This is a genomic window from Flavobacterium xanthum (genome assembly GCF_900142695.1).
In the GTDB taxonomy this organism is placed as follows: Bacteria; Bacteroidota; Bacteroidia; order Flavobacteriales; family Flavobacteriaceae; genus Flavobacterium; species Flavobacterium xanthum.
Map to the genome: position 1 here is coordinate 1 of NZ_FRBU01000081.1, position 3,188 is coordinate 3,188.

Consider the following 3,188-nt stretch of genomic DNA (forward strand, 5'->3'; position numbering starts at 1 on the left):
CTCTTCTTGTTCTTGACATAATTCTGCTAATTTAAGGTTTTTAATCCTATCTTAAATTCACACAAAAAGTTGTACGTTTTTTGGGGAGCAGCATACCTTTCTGGAGTTATATAAACAAGCAATAACATCTGTATTTCAAAATAAAACTAAATACCAGCGAAGCGATAGTAATCAATTGACAAAAGAACTTGAAGAGACAAATATAAGATTGACCAAAGCAAGAAATTTATTGATTGCAGGAGATTTAGATGCAGATGATTATCGCAAGATAAAAATTGAGACAGGTGAAAGAATAAACAGACTTGAATCGATGTTAACTACAAAAAATAGTAACGTTATTAATGTGGGACCTCTTTTAAATAAGGCTATAAGCCAAATTTCACAACTTGGGAAATTATATGAAGAGGGATCTGCCACCAGTAAAAGAAAGATAATTGGTTCGATATTTCCTGAAAAACTCACTTTTGAAAATAATCAAGTTCGAACCACTAGAATCAATGAAGGACTAAGACTTATGTTGTTGTTATACAAGGATTTAGACAGTAAAAAAAAAGGGACAAATCAGCAAAAATCTGATTTGTCCCAGTATGTGAAGGCAGAAGGATTCGAACCTTCGACCGCCTGCTTAGAAGGCAGGTGCTCTATCCAGCTGAGCTATGCCTCCATTGCTGCTGTAAAAAACTAGTCGGGGTGGCAGGATTCGAACCTGCGGCCTCCTGCTCCCAAAGCAGGCGCGATAACCGAGCTACGCTACACCCCGAAAAAAAAATTATAAAGCGGAGGGACAGGGACTCGAACCCTGGCACCGATTGCTCGGTGACAGTTTAGCAAACTGCTCCATTACCACTCTGGCACCCCTCCAAGCTCAAGGAAACGTGTCCTGTTTTGCGGTTGCAAATTTAAGACATCTTTAGACTTCTCACAACTATTTCAAGCCTTTTTTTTAATCTTTTTTGTCGATTTTTCAAAAAGACTTCACAATCAAACAAATAGAAGAGAAATAAATATAAAAAAGATAATGTCCTTGTCAAAATATGAAATTGTTTAAAAAAGATTAAATTTGCTTCATAAACCAACATTATGAAAGTCATGAACAAAAAAGTTGTTATCGTTTCTGCCGTTAGAACACCTATCGGAAGTTTTATGGGGGGATTATCTACAGTCACTGCTCCTAGATTAGGCGCAATCGCTATTAAAGGCGCTTTGGACAAAATAAAATTAGATCCTAATTTAGTTGATGAAGTATTTATGGGCAACGTAGTTCAAGCTGGCGTAGGTCAAGCTCCTGCTCGTCAAGCCGCTATATTTGCAGGTTTACCAAATACCGTGGCCTGTACCACAATAAACAAAGTATGTGCTTCTGGAATGAAAGCAGTCATGTTAGGCGCACAAGCCATTCAATGTGGTGATGCCGAAATTGTAGTAGCAGGTGGAATGGAAAACATGAGTTTAATTCCACATTACATGCATTTGAGAAATGGAACAAAGTTTGGACCAGCAACCATGATTGACGGAATGCAAAGAGACGGATTGTCTGATGCCTATGACAACAATGCTATGGGGGTTTGTGCCGACTTATGCGCATCCGAATATAATTATACCCGAGAAGATCAAGACAAGGCCGCAATTCAATCATACGAGCGTAGCGCTAAAGCATGGAAAGAAGGAAAATTTGATAATGAAGTTGTTCCCGTTCCTGTTCCTCAAAGAAAAGGAGATCCAATTATCGTTTCTACTGATGAAGAATTTACAAATGTAAAAATTGATAAAATACCCTCTTTAAATCCAGCATTTACAAAAGAAGGAACAGTTACAGCCGCTAATTCTTCCACGATTAACGACGGGGCTGCTGCAGTAATACTGATGAGCGAAGAAAAAGCACTTGCATTAGGTTTGAAGCCTTTGGCTTACATCAAAGGATATGCAGACGCGGCTCAAGAACCGAAGTGGTTCACTACAAGCCCTTCTAAAGCAATTCCAAAAGCTTTAGCAAAAGCAGGAATAGCGATTGGCGATGTTGATTATTTTGAATTTAACGAAGCTTTCGCGGTAGTAGGTTTAGCTAACTCTAAAATTTTAGGATTAGACAGTAGCAAAGTAAATGTAAATGGAGGTGCTGTATCCCTAGGTCATCCTCTAGGTTGTTCTGGAGTGAGAATCATTGTCACATTGCTTAACGTTTTAGAACAAAATAATGGAAGTATCGGTGCTGCTGCAATTTGCAATGGTGGTGGTGGTGCATCAGCAGTTGTTATTGAAAGAATTTAATTAATTATGAGTTGTGAGTTATACGTTTTGATACGTATAACTCACAACTCTTACCTCATACCTTAACATACATGTTTGGAATTTGTAATCTAGCGATGATACCGCTTCGGTTTGAACCAAGTGATAAAAGCGAAATTGTTTCTCAAGTTTTATTTGGAGAACATTTCGAAATTTTAGAACAACTCAAACAGTGGTCTTTTATCAAAATGCAATATGATGGTTATGAAGGTTGGGTTGACTCTAAACAATATCAATTAATTGCTGAATCAAGTTATACTCAATTATCCACAGAAGCTATTATTCTCAATGCTGACTTAATAGAATACATAACTGCGCCATCCAATTTACTGATTCCAATTCCTCTTGGTTCTTCCGTATCGTTTATTAACAATCATGAAATCAATACGTCTAATTTTGGTTTTGAGGGAACTAAAACAAGTGGAGAAAAAACCAAAGAGAACCTTATTAAATCTGCCTTTATGTATTTGAATGCTCCTTATCTTTGGGGAGGAAAAACTCCTTTTGGTATTGATTGTTCAGGATTTACTCAAATGGTTTATAAATTGAATGGATACAAATTACTTCGTGATGCTTCCCAACAATCCAGTCAGGGAGAAGCTTTGAGTTTTATTGAAGAAAGTGAACCCGGAGACTTAGCTTTTTTTGATAACGAGGAAGGCAGAATTATTCACGTAGGAATCATAATGGACGATAATTACATCATTCACGCCAGCGGTAAAGTTCGAGTGGATCGATTGGATCATTTGGGAATTTTTAATGCAGAGACAAATAAACACACCCATAAATTACGAGTTATTAAAAAGATTTTCAGTACATGACAAAAATTATATTTCGCTGTTAGTCAGTAAAATACGAGGTAAGTATTAGGAAAAGAGACCGGTATTTTGTAAATTATAAGA

2 protein-coding genes and 3 tRNA genes are annotated in these 3,188 nt (G+C 37.0%); 2 read left to right on the forward strand and 3 right to left on the reverse strand.

What is annotated here, in order from left to right:
• Positions 1-590 precede the first annotated feature (590 nt).
• The 3 genes from BUC11_RS16335 to BUC11_RS16345 form a co-directional block, all read right to left on the reverse strand.
• A tRNA-Arg gene (locus BUC11_RS16335) sits at positions 591-664 on the reverse strand.
• Positions 665-685: 21 nt separating this feature from the next.
• Positions 686-760 (reverse strand) — tRNA-Pro (locus BUC11_RS16340).
• Between the two features lie 17 nt (positions 761-777).
• Positions 778-861, reverse strand: a tRNA-Ser gene (locus BUC11_RS16345).
• A gap of 228 nt (positions 862-1,089) precedes the next feature.
• Between BUC11_RS16345 and BUC11_RS16350 the strand changes: the two genes are divergently transcribed.
• Together BUC11_RS16350 and BUC11_RS16355 are read left to right on the forward strand one after the other, a co-directional pair.
• Positions 1,090-2,268, forward strand: coding sequence for an acetyl-CoA C-acyltransferase (locus BUC11_RS16350; protein ID WP_073355760.1), 1,179 nt, complete (start codon positions 1,090-1,092; stop codon positions 2,266-2,268).
• Positions 2,269-2,339: 71 nt separating this feature from the next.
• On the forward strand, positions 2,340-3,107 hold the full coding sequence (locus BUC11_RS16355) for a C40 family peptidase (RefSeq protein ID WP_073355759.1): 768 nt from the start codon (positions 2,340-2,342) through the stop codon (positions 3,105-3,107).
• Positions 3,108-3,188 lie beyond the last annotated feature (81 nt).

Excerpts from the sequence above, each read along its gene's own strand:
- BUC11_RS16350 (WP_073355760.1), top strand. The coding sequence starts at position 1,090 with ATGAACAAAAAAGTTGTTATCGTTTCTGCCGTTAGAACACCTATCGGA.
- BUC11_RS16355 (WP_073355759.1), top strand. The coding sequence starts at position 2,340 with ATGTTTGGAATTTGTAATCTAGCGATGATACCGCTTCGGTTTGAACCA.